Source organism: Nannocystis punicea (assembly GCF_026965555.1).
In the GTDB taxonomy this organism is placed as follows: Bacteria; Myxococcota_A; Polyangia; order Nannocystales; family Nannocystaceae; genus Nannocystis; species Nannocystis punicea.
The window spans coordinates 11,756,683-11,771,984 of record NZ_CP114040.1 but is presented as its reverse complement, the minus strand read 5'-3'; the positions used below and the strand labels follow the sequence as shown (position 1 = coordinate 11,771,984).

General features: G+C 71.3%; 14 protein-coding genes. 9 read left to right on the top strand and 5 right to left on the bottom strand.

Annotated elements, in window-relative coordinates:
- Positions 1-35 precede the first annotated feature (35 nt).
- A complete protein-coding gene (locus O0S08_RS45160) occupies positions 36-1,895 on the bottom strand; it encodes a M61 family metallopeptidase (RefSeq protein WP_269035720.1) in 1,860 nt (619 codons plus the stop codon).
- Positions 1,896-2,001: 106 nt separating this feature from the next.
- Here O0S08_RS45160 and O0S08_RS45155 point away from each other — a divergent pair, with 106 nt between their 5' ends.
- The gene (locus tag O0S08_RS45155; RefSeq protein WP_269035719.1) at positions 2,002-3,654 is read left to right on the top strand and encodes an alkaline phosphatase D family protein; all 1,653 of its coding nucleotides are present in this window, start codon (positions 2,002-2,004) and stop codon (positions 3,652-3,654) included.
- 53 nt (positions 3,655-3,707) lie between these two features.
- On the opposite strand, the gene O0S08_RS45150 is transcribed toward O0S08_RS45155, so the two are convergent.
- Positions 3,708-4,355, bottom strand: coding sequence for a hypothetical protein (locus tag O0S08_RS45150; protein ID WP_269035718.1), 648 nt, complete (start codon positions 4,353-4,355; stop codon positions 3,708-3,710).
- Between the two features lie 50 nt (positions 4,356-4,405).
- Between O0S08_RS45150 and O0S08_RS45145 the strand changes: the two genes are divergently transcribed.
- From O0S08_RS45145 to O0S08_RS45130, 4 genes are read left to right on the top strand one after another with little or no spacing between them, the layout of a single operon-like run.
- Positions 4,406-5,035, top strand: a complete 630-nt coding sequence (locus O0S08_RS45145; RefSeq protein ID WP_269035717.1) for a (2Fe-2S)-binding protein — start codon at positions 4,406-4,408, stop codon at positions 5,033-5,035.
- A gap of 2 nt (positions 5,036-5,037) precedes the next feature.
- The gene (locus O0S08_RS45140; RefSeq protein WP_269035716.1) at positions 5,038-7,380 is read left to right on the top strand and encodes a xanthine dehydrogenase family protein molybdopterin-binding subunit; all 2,343 of its coding nucleotides are present in this window, start codon (positions 5,038-5,040) and stop codon (positions 7,378-7,380) included.
- 57 nt (positions 7,381-7,437) lie between these two features.
- Positions 7,438-8,439: an FAD binding domain-containing protein gene (locus O0S08_RS45135; RefSeq protein WP_269035715.1), complete on the top strand. Its 1,002-nt coding sequence runs from the start codon at positions 7,438-7,440 to the stop codon at positions 8,437-8,439.
- A 17-nt stretch (positions 8,440-8,456) separates the two neighbouring features.
- Positions 8,457-8,678 (top strand): hypothetical protein, encoded by a 222-nt coding sequence (locus tag O0S08_RS45130; RefSeq protein ID WP_269035714.1) that lies wholly within the window; start codon positions 8,457-8,459, stop codon positions 8,676-8,678.
- Between the two features lie 406 nt (positions 8,679-9,084).
- Here O0S08_RS45130 and O0S08_RS45125 read toward each other — a convergent pair whose 3' ends face one another.
- Positions 9,085-9,411: a hypothetical protein gene (locus O0S08_RS45125; protein ID WP_269035713.1), complete on the bottom strand. Its 327-nt coding sequence runs from the start codon at positions 9,409-9,411 to the stop codon at positions 9,085-9,087.
- A gap of 35 nt (positions 9,412-9,446) precedes the next feature.
- Positions 9,447-9,716: a hypothetical protein gene (locus tag O0S08_RS45120; RefSeq protein ID WP_269035712.1), complete on the bottom strand. Its 270-nt coding sequence runs from the start codon at positions 9,714-9,716 to the stop codon at positions 9,447-9,449.
- A 63-nt stretch (positions 9,717-9,779) separates the two neighbouring features.
- On the opposite strand from O0S08_RS45120, the gene O0S08_RS45115 reads away from it, so the two are divergent.
- From O0S08_RS45115 to O0S08_RS45105, 3 genes are all read left to right on the top strand, one after another.
- Positions 9,780-10,616 (top strand): PhzF family phenazine biosynthesis protein, encoded by an 837-nt coding sequence (locus O0S08_RS45115; protein ID WP_269035711.1) that lies wholly within the window; start codon positions 9,780-9,782, stop codon positions 10,614-10,616.
- A 238-nt stretch (positions 10,617-10,854) separates the two neighbouring features.
- Complete coding sequence (locus O0S08_RS45110) at positions 10,855-11,478, top strand: type IV toxin-antitoxin system AbiEi family antitoxin domain-containing protein (protein WP_269035710.1); 624 nt, start codon at positions 10,855-10,857, stop codon at positions 11,476-11,478.
- An 83-nt stretch (positions 11,479-11,561) separates the two neighbouring features.
- Positions 11,562-12,341, top strand: a complete 780-nt coding sequence (locus tag O0S08_RS45105) for a nucleotidyl transferase AbiEii/AbiGii toxin family protein (RefSeq protein ID WP_269035709.1) — start codon at positions 11,562-11,564, stop codon at positions 12,339-12,341.
- Positions 12,342-12,348: 7 nt separating this feature from the next.
- On the opposite strand, the gene O0S08_RS45100 is transcribed toward O0S08_RS45105, so the two are convergent.
- Complete coding sequence (locus O0S08_RS45100; RefSeq protein WP_269035708.1) at positions 12,349-13,242, bottom strand: ATP-grasp domain-containing protein; 894 nt, start codon at positions 13,240-13,242, stop codon at positions 12,349-12,351.
- Between the two features lie 165 nt (positions 13,243-13,407).
- On the opposite strand from O0S08_RS45100, the gene O0S08_RS45095 reads away from it, so the two are divergent.
- Positions 13,408-15,048 (top strand): AMP-binding protein, encoded by a 1,641-nt coding sequence (locus tag O0S08_RS45095; RefSeq protein WP_269035707.1) that lies wholly within the window; start codon positions 13,408-13,410, stop codon positions 15,046-15,048.
- Positions 15,049-15,302 lie beyond the last annotated feature (254 nt).

The following is a 15,302-nucleotide window of genomic DNA, read 5'->3' as shown; positions in this document are numbered from 1 at the left end:
GCGCGCGCCTAGAGGATCGTTCACGGGCGCGCGCGTCACTTCGCAGTGACTGCGAGCCACGCGTCGCGCAGTTCGCGGACTGCAGGTTCTGGTGTCCGCGAGAGGCCGAAGCGAAACACCTTGCGTGGGTCGTCGGCGATCGTGAGGGTGCGCTGCACGAGGCGGCCGCCGCGGAAGAGGGCGACTTCGACCGACTGGCCGGGAGCGTGGTCCATCAGGCGTTCGGTGGCCTCTTCGCCGGTGCGGGTGCGGCGAGCCGCGACGGCGATGACCTCGTCCCCGGGCATCAGGCCGGCGAGCTCTGCAGGCGAGCCGGGGGCGACGCTGCGGATCGCGTTGTCGGTGAACACGATTCCGGTCCAGCCCTGTTTGCGGCGAGCCGCCAGCGGAGAGGACTCACCTGCCGATGGCGCGCGAATCTCGACGTCGACGCCCATTCGCGCCAGCTGCGCGGGAAGCGGAAGCTCGTCGGTGCCCTCGATGTAGCGGCGGAAGAAGTCGCGCACGTCGCTGCCCGCCTCGGCCGAGGCGGCGGCGACGATGTCTTCGAAGGTGATGCCCTTGCCGCGCGCGCCGTGGCTGGCCATCAGCCGGCGGAACACGCCGACCAGCGAGCCCTTGCCGCGCGAGCGCAGGCGCAGCTCGAGGTCGAGGCAGACGCCGGCGAGGTGGCCCTTCTCATAGTAGCTGACGGTGGTGCTGAAGTGGCCCGGCGACGGCTTGTACTGCTTGACCCACGCCTCGACGCTGGCCTGCGTCAGCGGCACGTGGTTGCGCCCGGGCTTCTGCAGGTAGGCGGTCCACGCGATCGCCAGCTCTTGCAAGAACTGGTCGGGGCCGGTGGCGCCGGCGCGGACGAGCATCTGGTCCTCGACGGTCTCGGTGAAGCCCTCGTGGAACCACAGCAGCCGGCTGTAATCCTCGCGCGAATAGTCGTAGGGCACCAGCGCCGCGTCGCGCAGCCGCTTGGCGTTCCACAGGTGGAAGAACTCGTGGCCGGCGAGGTGGAGCGCGCGGCGGTAGCCGGCGTCGTCGTGGAACATGTCCCGAGAGACACGCATGAGCGTGCTGTCGGCGTGCTCGAGCCCGCCGTCGCTCTTCTCGTCGGCGAGGATGAGGAACACGTAGCGCGACGTCGGCAGGCCGCCCATCGCCTCGGCGAAGGCGTGCACGAGCGGCTTCAGCTCGCGGGCCAGCCGCTCGGGGTCGGCGTTGCTGCCGCCCGGGGCCGAGAACACCAGCTCGACGCGCGTGCCGCCCTCGTCCCACGCGTGCACCACCGGGGCGCCGAGCTCGAGCGGCGAGTCGACCAGGACGTCGTAGGAGGACGCGCGCAGCGTCCCGGGGGACGGCTGCGGCAGGGCGCCGTGGACGGTCCAGCCCGCGGGCAAGCCGGTGAAGCGCAGCTCGGCCGGGCGCTCGGTCTCGCCGACGAGGTAGAGGAACAGGCCGGGGCCGTTGAGGGTCGCGTGGCGGTCGTCGACCACGCTGGTGCGCACGCCCGGCTCGTCGGCCCAGACCCGGTAGCGGACGCGGAAGCTCTTTCCGCCATGTCCGATGCGCCATGTCTGTTTGTCCAGGCGCTCGACCGGCAGCGACACGCCCGCGAGGTCGGTGGCCTCGACGCCGTCGAGGTTGCGGGCGAAGTCGCGGATCAAGTAGGAGCCGGGGATCCACGCCGGCAGGGCGAGGTCGCTGCGGCGGCCGCGAGGGCGCTCGACGGTCATGACGATCTCGAGCCAGCGCGACTCGGGGGCGGCCAGGTTCACCTCGTACTGGACCAGCTGCTTGCGCTCGCGGGCCGACCAGTCGGCGGGCGCAGGCGCCGGGGCGGCGACGGCCGTCGCACAGGCGCCGCCGAGCGCGAGGGCGAGGAGGAGCGGCGAGACTCGCATGCGCGGGCGAGTGTACCGGGGGGCGAGGCGCGCGCGCCCGCCGATGTCACGCGCCCGCGACGCCGCCGGGACCGGCGCGGCGCCCGTTCCGCTATCCTGGCGCCGCATGACGTCGCCGCCGCGCCCGCCTCGCCCACGATCTCGCTCCGCCCCGACGCGCCGTGAATTTCTGTGGCAGGTGGTCGCCGCGGCCTCGGCGAGCGCGTGCGGCGGGGTCGCCGGGGGCACCGAGGGGACCGGCGGGGACAGCACCTCGACGACGACCGGCACCTCGACCGAGGCGGCGCCGACGACGACCGACGCGCCGATGACGACCGGCACCACGGGCGAGCCGGCGCTGCCGGGGCCGCCGTTCACGCTCGGCGTGGCGTCGGGAGATCCGCTCACCGACCGCGTGATCCTCTGGACCCGCCTCGCGCCCGACCCACTCGCCGGCGGGGGGATGCCCGAGGCCGCGATCGCGGTCGCATGGGAGGTCGCGAGCGACGAGTCGTTCGCCGAGATCGTCGCCAGCGGCGAGGCGATCGCGGAGCCGACCTTCGCCCACTCGCTTCACGTCGACGCCGCCGGGCTTCAGCCCGACAGCTGGTACTTCTACCGCTTCCGCGTCGGCGACTACACCAGCCCGATCGGCCGCACGCGCACGCTGCCGGCCCCGGACAGCGCGCCCGAGCGGCTGCGCCTGGCCTCGGCCAGCTGCCAGCGCTTCACCACCGGTTACTACACCGCGTACGCCCACGTCGCCGCCGAGGACCTCGACCTGGTGCTGTTCCTCGGCGACTACATCTACGAGAACGGCGACAGCGGGCCGGTCCGCTCGCACATGAGCGAGGAGTGCCGGACGCTGCTCGACTACCGCAACCGCTACGCGCTGTACCGCGGCGACGGCCAGCTGCAGGCGGCCCACCACCGCTTCCCGTGGGCGGTGATCTGGGACGACCACGAGGTCGACAACAACTACGTCGCCGACATCTCGTCGGTCGACGACCCGGACTTCCTGGCCCGAAGGACAGCCGCGTACCAGGCCTTCTACGAGCACATGCCGATCCGCGTCGAGCCGCCGACGCCGGAGGGGCTGGCGATCTACCGCAAGTTCTCGTGGGGCGACCTGGCCGAGCTGTTCCTGCTCGACACCCGCCAGTACCGCACCGACCAGCTGTGCATGGACGAGCCGGGCGAGGACTGCGGCGAGCTCGAGACCGAGGACGGCGACATGCTCGGCCCGGAGCAGGAGGCGTGGCTGACCGCGGGGCTCACGACGTCGCCGGCGATCTGGAAGCTCATCGCCCAGCAGATCGTGTTTTCAAAAGTGGACTTCAGCGGGCTGCTGATCAACTGGGACCAGTGGGACGGTTATCCCAAGGCGCGCCAGCGGCTGCTCGACTTCTTCGCCGCGGAGGAGCTCGCCAACGTGGTGATCCTCGCCGGCGACCTGCACGTCGGCGGGATGGCCGACCTCAACGCGATCGCCGGCGACAGCAACGCGCCGGTGGTGGCGGTCGAGATCGTCACGACCTCGATCACGTCGAGCTCGGAGACCGACGTGCCGCCCGAGACCATCGAGCAGCTGGTCACCACGATCCCCCAAATTAAACACTTCAACGCGCACTCGCGCGGTTACGTGTCGGTCGACGTCACGCGCACCGAGCTGCGGGCGCGCTTCATGATCGTCGACACCATCGAGGCCGAGACGTCCGCGATCGAGACCGAGGCCGAGCTCGTGGTGCTCGCCGGGGTGGCGGGCATCCAGGTGCCCTGAAGAGCATGTCCTGAAGGACATGCTCTTCGGAGCATGCTCTTCGGAGCATGCTCTTACGAGAAGGCGACGGCCTCGGTGGTGGCGCCGAGGCCGTGCAGCAGCTCGCGGTACCAGGCGGCGGTGGCGGCGGCGAGGCCGGGCAGCTGGGTGGTGCCCCAGACGACCGAGAGGGTGCGGCGGGTGCCGGGGTGGGTCTTGGTGCGCTGCGAGTCCTTGACCGGGCCGGCGCACGGGCCCTCGGCGTCGAACAGGGAGACGAGGCCGCCGATGTCGATGACCTGGCCGCTGGCGTTGAACACGTAGCTGGTGCCCATGGCCGGCACGCCGAGCGAATAAGGAGGGACCGCGCGGTCGGTGTCGACGACGCTGATCGGCAGGCCGCTGTGGAGCGAGGCGACGTTGCAGGCGTCGACCGCGGCGTTGATGCTGCCGAGGCTGCCGTCGCCCGCGGCCTTGAGCAGGTACTCCGAGGCGGGCTTGCTGCGGCCGGTGGGCTTGAAGCCGGCCTTGCGCAGAAGGTCGCGCACGGCGGCGCGGACGCGGTCGTCGGGGCGCGGTAAGGGGGTGGCTGCCTCGAGGGACAGGCCGGCTCGCAGCGCCTCCGACGTCGGGAGCTCACCGAGCTCGCGGCCGAGGTCGGTCGTGAACACTGCCACCTCGAGGAGGGGCTTCACAGGTTGCAGCGAAGGTGCGCTCTGCATGCAGCGGGCGGGAGTATACGCGGTCGGGGCGCCGTGGTAACGTGGCCGCGATGTCCGATCGGGCTGGCATTACCCGTCGCGGCCTGTTCCGCGGCATCGGCACCGCGGGTCTCCTCGCCGGCTGCAAGCCGAGCGAACGGCCGCCCACCACCACCGACGACCCGGGCGCTGCGGCGAGCCCCGGCGAAGAGACCGCCGTCGGGCCGGGGCCGGCGCCGTTGAGCTTCACGCTCAACGGCGAGGCCAAGACCCTCGAGGTCGCGCCCAACATCACCTTGCTGGCGGCGCTGCGCGAGCAGCTGCGGTTCACCGGCACCAAGGTGGTGTGCGACCGCGGCGCCTGCGGGGCCTGCACCGTGCTGATCGACGGCGTGCCGCGCAACAGCTGCATGACTCTGGCGCACGACGTCGCCGGCGCGGCGGTGACGACGGTCGAGGGCCTGGCGAGCGGCGGCAAGCTGTCGGTGCTGCAGCAGGCGTTCGTCCGCAACGACGCGCTGCAGTGCGGCTTCTGCACCTCGGGCATGTTGATGTCGTGCCAGGGGCTGCTCGAGCGGACCCGCGGGCAGAAGCTGGCGCGCGAGGACGTCGAGGCGGCGATCGCCGGCAACCTGTGCCGCTGCGGCACTTACCCCAACGTGGTCGCGGCGGTGCTCGAGGCCGCCGGAGGGAGCGCGTAGCCATGCCGGACGGTCGCAAGGTCACCCTCAAGGTCGGGTTCGCGGAGCAGCTGCGCGACATCGAGGTCCAGCTGCCGGCGGGCGAGCCGAAGCCGTGGGACGCGCGCAGCGAGCTGCAGGTGATCGGCAAGCCGCACCCGCGCCTCGAGGCGCCGCTCAAGGTGTCGGGCGCGGCGAAGTACACTCATGACATCGTGCCGCCCAACGCGCTGTGGGCGGCGGTGCTGCGCAGCCCGCACGCGTGCGCGGTGGTCGAGGCGATCGACGTCGCGCCGGCGAAGGGGCTGCCGGGGGTGTCGGCGGTGCTGGCGCTGGTGAAGCCCGGGGAGCGGGTGATCTTCGCCGGCCAGGACATCGCGGCGGTGGCCGCCAAGACGCCGGAGCAGGCCGACGCGGCGCTGCGGGCGATCGCGGTCACGTACAAGCCGGAGGCGTTCGTGGTCGACACCGCGGCGGCGATGCAGGACGGCGCGCCGCTGGTCCACCGCGGCAAGGTCCAGGAGCGCAGCACCGAGGGCGACGAGCCGGGCGCGGGCGGCAGCGCGGGCCAGCGCGGCAACATCCGCACCTCGCCGTCGATGAAGAAGGGCGACGCGCACAAGGGCCTGCGCATGGCCAAGGTCTCGCACGAGGCGACGTACACCACGCAGGTGCACACGCACTCGGCGCTCGAGACGCACAGCATCGTCGTGCAGTGGGACGGGCCCAAGCAGGCGACCGTGTGGTGCTCGACGCAGGGCATCTTCAGCGTGCGCGACGAGTTCGCCGAGGTGTTCGAGCTGGGGCCGGCGGACGTGCGCGTGCACACCGACTTCCTCGGCGGCGGCTTCGGGGCCAAGTTCGGCGCCTCGGCCCCGGGCTCGCGCATGGGCTTCATCGCCGGCGAGCTGGCGCGCCAGGCCGGCGCGCCGGTGCGGCTGCTGCTCGACCGCAAGGAGGAGCACCTGTGCACCGGCAACCGCCCCGACTCGCGCCAGCACGTGAAGTTGGGGGCAGGTCCCAACGGACAGCTGACTGCGATCCACGTGGTCGCCCACGGGACCGCGGGGATCGGCACCGGCGCGGGGGTCGGGCGCAACGCGTTCGGCATCTACTCGCGCTGCCCGAACATCCTGGTCGAGAGCCACGACGTGTTCACCCACGGCGGGCCGGGCACGGCGATGCGGGCGCCCGGGCACCCGCAGGGGGCGTTCGCGCTCGAGCTGGCGCTCGACGAGCTGGCCAAGAAGCTGAAGCTCGACCCGATCGACCTGCGGCTGCAACACGACGAGCACCCGGTCCGCCGCCACCAGTTCGAGCTCGGGCGCAAGCAGTTCGGCTGGGACGAGGGGCGCAAGCAGGCAGCCGTGCTGCGCGACAAGAACGCCCGCGTGCGCCGCGGCTTCGGCGTGGCCGCCTCGATCTGGGGCGACTTCGGCCGCGGCAAGGCGGTCGTCGCCACCGTCAGCGTGGCCCGCGACGGCAGCGTCGAGGTCAAGAACGGCCTGCAGGACATCGGCGGCGGCATCACCACGGTGGTCGCGCAGGTGGTCGCGGAGGTGCTGCAGCGCCCGGTCGAGGCCGTGCGCGTGCGCCTCGGCGACAGCGAGCTCGGGCCCTCGGTCGGCAGCGGCGGCAGCGTGACCACGGCCAGCGTGACGCCGGCGGTCCGCGCGGCGGCCGAGGCGGTCAAGGAGCAGCTGACCGCGCTGGCGGCCAAGCAGCTCGATCGCAAGCCCGAAGAAGTGACCTGGTCCGGAGGACAGGCGCGCGCCGGCAGCAAGTCGATCGCGTGGGCCGAGCTGTGCAAGAAGATCGAGGGCGAGGCGGTGGTGGCCACCGGCACGCGGCCCGAGACCTACGGCGCCTACCCGGTCAAGTTCATGGGCGGCAACAGCTACCAGATCGCCGGGGTCCAGTTCGCCGAGGTCCGCGTCGACACGTGGACCGGCGTGGTGGCGGTCGAGCGGGTGCTGGCGATCCACGACTGCGGCAAGGTGATGAACCCGCTGACCTGCCGCTCGCAGGTGCAGGGCGGGGTGATCCTCGGCACCAGCTACGCGCTGACGGAGCAGCGGGTGATGGACCGCGTGCGCGGGGTGATGCTGAACCCCAACCTCGAGAGCTACAAGATCGCCGGCGCGCGCGACGTGCCGCGCGCGATCGACGTCGTGTTCACGCCGGTCGACACCGGCGCCAACAACACCGGGGCGATCGGCATCGGCGAGCCGTCGACGATCCCCACCGCGGCCGCGATCGCCTGCGCCGTCCACGACGCGCTCGGCGTGGCCGTCCGCGACCTCCCGCTCACCCCCGACCGCGTGCTCGCGGCGCTCGGCGTGGTGCCGACCCGCGGGGCCTCTTGAGGGCCGACCTCCGAAGTTCCCTTCGGGACATGTCCCTTCAACCATGACGGAACGACCATGCAACCGTTCGTGCTGAGCCGCCCCAAGACCCTGGCCGAGGCCGGCGACCTCGCGCGCGCGCAGCCGCAGGACAGCGCGCTGCGGGCCGGGGGGATCGACCTCATCGACCGCATGAAGGAGGGCCTCGAGGCGCCGGCCAGGCTGATCGAGCTGCGCTGGCTGGGCGAGTCGGAGGCGGTGATGCGCGCGCTCGGGCCCGACGGCGAGGGGCTGCAGATCGGCGCCCTGGTGACCCTGGCGCAGCTGGCGGGCCACGAGGGCCTCGGCGAGGCCTACGCGGCGCTGCGCCAGGCGGCCGGCTCGGCGGCGACGCCGACGATCCGCAACGCGGCGACGCTCGGCGGCAACCTGCTGCAGCGGCCGCGCTGCTGGTACTTCCGCCACGCCGACCTGGTGTGCCTGAAGAAGGGCGGCTCGGCCTGCCTGGCGGTCTCGGGCGAGAACAAGTACCACGCGATCCTCGGCGGCGGTCCGAGCTTCATCGTCCACCCGTCGACGCTGGCGTGCGCGCTGACGGCCCTCGACGCCCAGGTGGTGATCCGCGGGACCGAGGCGCGCACGCTGCCGATCGCCGAGCTGTTCGTGACGCCGAAGCAGGACGCGAAGCGCGAGCACGCGCTGCAGCCGGGCGAGGTGCTGGTGCGGGCGATCCTGCCGAAGCCGGGGGCCGAGCAGCGCTCGGGCTACGCGGCGGTCAAGGAGAAGCAGTCGCATGACTGGCCGCTCGCGGAGGCGGCGGTCAAGATGTCCCTTCAGTCAGGTGTGATGACCGACGTGCGCGTGGTCCTCGGCCACGTCGCGCCGATCCCCTGGCGCAGCCGCGAGGCCGAGGCCGCGCTCGAGGGCAAGCCCGCGAGCGAGGCGCTGTTCGCCGAGGCGGCCAAGGCGGCCCTCGCCGAGGCCAGGCCGCTGCGCGACAACGCCTACAAGATCCCGCTGGCCCAGGGGCTGCTCCGCGAGGTGCTGCACCGCGTCGCCGGCGTGCCGCTCCCGGAGTGAGAGAAAGCGAGCCCGCCATGCCGACCTTCCTGCGCGTCGTCGACCCCGACCAGCCCGTCTGCCGCCACCTGCGGACCAAAGCCATGCACGTGTACGGGCGCGACACGCCCGACGCGTTCAGCACCAGCCGCTCGAGCAACTACCACTGCCTGCGCACTCAATTCGTGACCGGCCCCGACGGCGACCTCAGCGTGCCCGAGCGCTGCGCCGAGGGCCGCGAGTGCTTCGAGGCACGGTGAGCTCGCCGCGCGCGGGTGCTTCGAGGCGGGTGGAGGGAACGTCGGGCGCGAGCCGGTCGAGGCAGTGACGCGCGAGGCGGTGCGTCGCCGGGATGAGGGCTTCTCGGCGCGCGGGAACGTCGGGCGCGAGCCGGTCGAGGCAGTGACGCGCGAGGCGGTGCGTCGCCGGGGATGAGGGCTCTCGGGCGCGCGAGTGGGTGGCCACGCAGTGACGTTGCGTCACCAAGGATGAGCGCTTCGGTCCGGCCACGCGCGGCCTCGTCGGGCGAGATCTGGGCGTCCGGCGGCGCATGGTTTTCAGGACATGTTCGATAAGACAGTCAGTCCTGGCGCTCGCCGCCCTCGGGCGCGCGCTCCCCGGCGACGAGCACGGACGACCGGACGGCTGTGCGAGGGCGACGTCTCGTCAGGCCGGGGCATGGGCCCCGAGGATCAGCAGGAGTAGCTCGGCGCCGGAGAGCAGCGTGCCGAGCAGCGCGAGGCCGAGGCCCGGTCGCGCGGGATCGTCGAGGTGGCGCGAGATGGCGGCCATGCCCATGGGCAGCGCCAGCGGGACGCACAGGAGGGTCAGCTCGAACAGTGACCAGACGATGTCGCCGGCCAGGCCATTGCCGCGGACGAGGCCGTCGGGGAGGTACAGCAGGCCCACCGCCGCGAGCAGCGGAATCACCGCGAGCACGGCGGACGCGGTGGACAGGCGCGAGCGCTTCGGGGAGAGCGGTGCGACCGACATGGGACGAGCAAAGCATAACCGCGGCGACGCGGCGATCAGGAGGCCTCCCCGCTGCGGCCCTCGTACGAGGCGATCCGATCCTCCAGGACGCGCTCCATCGCCGCGAACGCGCCGGCGGCGTCGCCCTGGCGCCGGCGGGCTGCGGCGAGGGTGAGCTTGAGGCCCGAGTCGTCGATCAGGCCGGTGCGCTGGTAGTGCGGCCCGAGAGCCGCGAGGCCGTCGTCGACGAGGTCGAGGGCGCGCTCGAGGTCGCCGCTGCCGGCGGCGGCGCGGGCCTCGGCGAGCGACTCGACGGCGATCCGCATGGGCGAACGGGACTCCACCGCTTCAGTATGACGGCCCGCGGGCGCTCCGGTAGATTGACCCGCGTGACCGAGATCGCCTGCTTCCACGTCGACGCCTTCACCGACCGCCGCTTCCGCGGCAACCCGGCCGCGGTGTGCCCTCTGCGGGCGTGGTTGCCCGACGCGACGATGCAGCAGATCGCGGCCGAGAACGCGCTGCCCGAGACCGCCTTCTACGTCCCTCGCCCCGGCACGGACGACTTCGACCTGCGCTGGTTCACCCCGGAGATCGAGGTCGATCTGTGCGGACATGCCACCCTCGCCGCCGCCTTCGTCCACGCGCGCCTGCGCGCCGGCGCGCAAACCCGCCTGCGCTTCTGGACCCTGTCCGGCCCGCTCGACGTCGCCCGCGACGGCGACGACTTCACGCTCGACTTCCCGTCGCGACCGGCTGTCCCCGGGGACATGTCCGAAGCGCTAGCCGCGGCGCTCGGCCGGCGGCCCGAGGAGGTGCTGGTGGCGCGCGACCTGGTGGCGGTGTTCGCCAGCGCGGCCGAGGTCCGCGCGCTGCAGCCCGACCTCGCGGCGGTGAGCCGGCTGCCCGGGGTGTTCGCGGTGATCGCCACGGCCCCCGGCGGCGAGCCGGACGCGGACGTCGACTTCGTGTCGCGCTTCTTCGCCCCGGCGCAGGGGATCCCCGAAGACCCGGTGACCGGCTCGGCGCACTGCACCCTGGCGCCGCTGTGGGGCGCGCGCCTCGGCAAGTCGAAGCTGCGCGCCCGACAGGTGTCCCGCCGCAGCGGCGAGCTGACTTGCGAGCTCGCCGGCGAACGGGTACTCCTCACCGGCCGCGCGGTGCTGGTCAAGTCGGGGACGTTTTATCTGGGGGACGACGCGGGGCCGATGAGCCTGGTCGGTTAGACAGGCCGGAGTACCGAGTAGCGCGGCGGCCGCAGATTCAAAAATTTTGACTACCAGATCCCAGTCGGTGGTCAAAAAATTTTAAGTGTCCGATCCATATATTTCTTAAAACTTCAAAAATAATAAGAACTTATGTGAATCTCACAGAAGGGCGAGAAGGATAGATTCCGGGGGCGCAAGAATCGCATCTTCGTCAAAAAATTTGACCACCCAGAGCCCTCGGGTGGACAATTTTTTTATGTCCGTTGCTTCGTCTCGGGAGGCAGCCATCCGCGCGCTGGCGCAGGAAAACCGGCTGCTTCAACCATCGGACATCAAGGCAGCCCCGGACGCACTGGCTCAAGCGGAGCGAAGCGGGGCGCTTCACCGAGTCATTCCCGGGGTGTACATCGGGACACAACATCGGCGACATCCGTTGATCGAGGCCGCTGCGTGGGTGCTCCGCAGTCCGTCCGCAGTAGTTTGTCTGCTCACGGCCGCCATCTTTTACGATCTCACGACGGGGTTCGAGCGAGGGACCTGGTTGTTCGTCCCGAAGGGCGGTTCGAGACCACGTAGTCGCGTCCGCGAACTGCATGTCGTGCAGACGAGCGAGCGGTTCATCGATCCCGCTCACGATGTCGACAACGGCATCGCCTCAGTGGAAGTCCATGGCGTCGACTTGCGGATCACCGGGCCCGATCGAACGGTGCTCGATCTCCTGCGCTATCCGAAGCGGGTCTCGTCGGAGCAAGCCCTGGAGGCCCTTCGCCAGCGGGTCACGGCGAGCGACTTTCAAGTACCGGTCTTCGCCCGGCTAGCCCGCCGTCTCGCAACATGGGACAAGGTCGAGCCGTTGATACAGGGGCTGATGCTGCGATGAGCGCGAGGCGCGAGAAGGATCGATCGGTCGCCCAGAGGGTCGAGAATCGGGCCCGTGCTCTGCGTCTGACCCGGACGGACGCGTTGATCGCCTACGCCATAGATCGCCTGTTGTATCGGCTCGGAAGGTCCAAGTACGCGAAGGAGTTTTTTCTGAAAGGAGGGGTGCTGGTGGCCAACCTCATGGATGCGCCACACCGATTCACTCGCGACATCGATCTCATGCGGCGGCGTGGGCCGTCGATACCGAGCGATCTGCGGCAGAAGTTTCGCCAGATCGTCGCCGTGAAGGTCGACGACGGAGTTTATTTCGACCCGGAAGGCGTACGTGCGGAATTAGCGACCCGTCCGCTCGAAGGATACGAAGGCATCAAGGTGGCGATTCGAGCCCGGGTCGGCGAGAGCGACGTCGACCTGCGAGTGGACATCGGCTTCGGCGACGCCGTCGTTCCGCCGGCGATACGCACGTCGCTCAAGCCCTTCCTTCTCTCGGATCCTCCACCGCAGGTCTTCGCATATCGGACAGAATCAGTGCTCGCAGAGAAGATCGAGACGATCCTCGCCAAGTTCCCCGCGATCCGTCACCGGCTCAAGGACATCCTGGACGTCGCCGTGCTGAGCGCGACAGAAACGCTCGAGAACGTGCAGATGGCCGCGTCGCTGCGGGCGACTCTTCAGCGGCGGAAGACGGTCCCAGACGTCCAGATCCTGGATGACATGCGCGCGGAACTCAGGGGTAAGAAATGGGAGACCGACTGGGCGACGATGCGCAAGGAGAAGGCCGTCGCGGGCGACATAACGCTGCAGGCGGCGGTCGAGCAGTTCGAGCGGTTCGTCCGGCCGCTGCTCGTCGACGTTCAATGATATGGCCTCAAGAACATGTCGTGTGAGACACCCGATCGGCGAGGCGGCGCCACAGCGGGCGCGGGGCGATGAAGCTGAGGCCAAAGAATTGGGGGTCGCCCGCTTCGATGACGACCCACGCGCCGGACTCCAGCTGGGCGATGTCCAGGGACAGCAGCGGGGCGTCGAGGCGGGCGGCGGCGCGGCGGGCCAGGGTGAGGAGCTCCGCCTCCTCGGCGGGGGACAGCGCCACGAAGTCGTGGAAGTAGGGCCAGTAGTAGCCGTGGGCCAGCGGCTCGCCGCGGTGGAGGAAGACCCGGTACTCGCGGGCGATCGGCACGTCGGTGGCGGCCACGCGGTGGTGGCGGAGGGGCGCCAGGGTCCGCACGATCGCCCGGCCGCGGGAGTGAAACGGGCTGCGCAGCACTGCGGCCACGCGCTCGCGCAGCTCGGAGAGGGTGGCCGCGACGCAGTGGCGCCAGCCGAGGTGCTTGCGCGAGAGCACCGCGCCCTTGACGAACGCGGGCAGGCCGACGACCGCGGCAGCGGCCTCGACCTCGGCGAGGTCGGTGACGACGACGCTGGTCGGGGTCAGCTCGGCGAGCCGCGGGTAGGCGCGGTCGAACTCCATCGCCTGCAGATGCTGCTCGGGGTCGTTGACGAGGTCGATGCCGCGGTCGCGCAGGGCGTCGTACACGGCGCGATAGGTGGCAGGTTCGGGGATCGTGCCGATCCACACGGCAGGTTCGCGGACCTGCCGTCTTGTCAGCGCGGCGATCGGGCCCAGCAGGTCGCCGCGATGGTCGGCGTCCGTCGGCAAGTGCAGCGCTGTGAAGCCGGCAGCCACGGCGGCGCGCGTGGAGGCGACGATGTCGTCGCCGTCTTCGGGCGGCGGATCTGGCGCCTGCGTCAACAGCAGCACGCATCCCAAGCTATCACCGCCAGCGGCGGAGCGCGCAGTTCCTCCTCGGGAGACCGAAGCCACGCGAGGCTCCATGTCGATCGCTGCCTGGAATGCGCGAACGCGTCATCCGAGTCGGCCCCTCGTGTCGCTCATTGAGGCGTGTCGACCCTGGTTCATTCGCTCGTGGCGTTGCGTGGGTGCGCTCTCCCCGGCCTCGTGATCGTCGGCGACGACGGCGCGACGCGGACCCGCAGCTACGGCGAGCTGGTGGTGGCGATCGAGGGCTTCGCGGCGCGGCTGGTCGCCCGCGGGGTTCGCGGCGAGCGAGTGGCGATCGCCGCGCCTGACCCGGAGTACATGGTCGTTGCGACACTCGGTGCGCTGCGCGCCGGCGCCGTGCCGGTGGTGCTGCCCGAGCCGTCCGGCCTGGCCGACGAGGCCTGGCGGGCCGCGGTGACGGAGGTGATGCGCGCGAGCGAGGCGCAGCGGGTGATCCGGCCGTCGGCGGAGCGAGGGCGGTTGCCGTCCCTCGGCGAGCTGCGCGAGCTGATGGTCGACGACCTCGGCGAGCATCCGCTGGGCTCGGTGTTCCTGGCCGGCCCCAGCAAGTTCAAATATGAAGACCCGGCGTTCGTGGTGTGCACGGCCGATCGCTCGGGGACGTGGCAGGTCCGCCGGTACACGCACGAGGCGCTGGCGGCCGCGGCCGACGCGGTGCTGGCGGAGACGCGGTCGGCAGCGGCGGGCGACAAGGTGCTCGTCTGCGCCGAGCTGGACCGTTGCCTGCTCGCGGCGGTGCTGGCGCCGCTGCGCCGCCGGTTGCCGTTCGTGATCTCTCGCTCGGTTGCGAGGGGCGTGGACCGCTGGCTGCGGCTGATCGACGAGCTCGGTGTGACTGTCACGATCGCCGAGCCGTCTGCGCTCGCGCAGGTCAGGGGGCGGGCGGAGCTGGCGCGGGTGCAGATGCTCGGGCTCGCCGGCGAGGCCGTGGGCTCGCCGGTCGCCGCTGCGGATGCGGTGGCTCGGCAAGAGCGAGGCGTCGAACTGGAGCTGGCGAACGAGGCGTCGTCGACCGCGAGCGAGGCGGCCGCGCAGGGTGGCTCGAGCGAGCATGGCGCGGAGGACATGTCGAGCTCCATGGTCGGGCTGGCGGCCGCTGGCAGCATGTCGAGTGAAGATGGCGCGGAGGACATGTCGAGCTCCACCATCGAGGTGGCGGCCGCTGGCAGCATTTCGAGTGAAGATGGCGCGGAGGACATGTCGAGCTCCACGGTCGGGCTGGCGGCCGTTGGCAGCATGTCGAGCTCCACGGTCGGGCTGGCGGCCGTCGACAGCAGGTCGAGCGCCATCATCGATCTGGCGATGGCCGCTGGCAGCATGTCGAGCGAACATGGCGAGCGGGACGTGCCGCGAGGTGCTTTCTGGGCCGTCGCCGACGGTGGCGTCGGGACTCTGCGTGGCGATCGGGAGAGCGACGTGGCGGCCAGCGAGGACGCGATCGTCGTGCAGGGTTGCAGCTACGATCCGCAGCCGATCGAGCGCGAGGCGGCGCGGGTGCCGGGGATCTGCGCCGGGCAGGTGATCGCCCTGGCGCGCCCGGGCAAGCAGAGCGACGAGCTCGTGCTGGTCGCCGAGGGCCGCCCGGTCGACCGGGTGGTGCTCAACACGATGACCGCCACGCTGCGCCGGCGGATCGAGGCCACCCTCGGGCTCCGCGTCGCGGCGCTGGTGCAGGTGCCCGTCGGTGCGCTGCCGCGGACCCGGGGCGGAGAGCTGCAGCGGGCCGCCGCGCGGGCGCTGTACGCCCGCCAGCCGAACGCTTGACTGTGCGTCGCGCTCGCGCAGGCGAGCGGAGCTCCGGTGGGTGAGTCGGACGAGCGGGCGCAGGTCGATCCGGCGACCTGCGCCGAAGATGTGGAAATAGACGTGTCCTGAAGGGCATGTCCTTAGAACCAGCCGAACGCTCGACTGTGCGTCACGCTCGCGCCGGCGAGTGGAGCTCCGGTGGGTGAGTCGGACGAGCGGGCGCAGGTCGATCCGGCGACCTGCGCTGAAGATATGGAAAGATATGTGTCCTG